The 453-nt window shown below is 57.6% G+C and carries 1 protein-coding gene; it reads left to right on the top strand.

What is annotated here, in order from left to right:
- The coding region (locus I6F37_RS39640) for a hypothetical protein (RefSeq protein WP_225154324.1) at window positions 1–453 on the top strand (453 nt) is incomplete at both ends.

Below are 453 nucleotides of genomic sequence, written 5' to 3'. Positions count from 1 at the left end.
GCCGCATCCTTGTCTTCAGCGAAGGCGAACCGCTCATCGCGATCAATGGTGTGCGCAATGCCGCCAGCCGTGAGATTTTTTCGCTCGGGTCAGTCGCCATCCGTTTGTCTCAGACCGTGAATTCCACGACTGGGTTACTGGACACCGGGACGATCACCGCAGGCGACACGGTGACTTTGACGATTGCCGATACGCGCAAGTACACGTATACAGTCGTGACGGACGACACGCTTGAGACGATCATGATCGGCTTGGCGGCACTGGTGAATGCAGGTAACGGAGATCTTGAGGTCCTCGCTAAATACGAGCCGTCGTTGGGATTAATCAAGCTGCAGGCTAAAAGAGGCGGCACGCAAGGCGATGACATAGCCATCGCGGTTACGACCAGCGAGGATGCCGGCATTGTAGGGGGAGCCAGTGGGGCGTTTCTGCAAGGCGGCGAAACGCGACTGT

It is taken from the genome of Bradyrhizobium sp. NBAIM08 (assembly GCF_020193935.1).
GTDB lineage: Bacteria > Pseudomonadota > Alphaproteobacteria > Rhizobiales > Xanthobacteraceae > Bradyrhizobium > Bradyrhizobium yuanmingense.
This window is presented reverse-complemented; position numbering and strand designations above follow the sequence as displayed.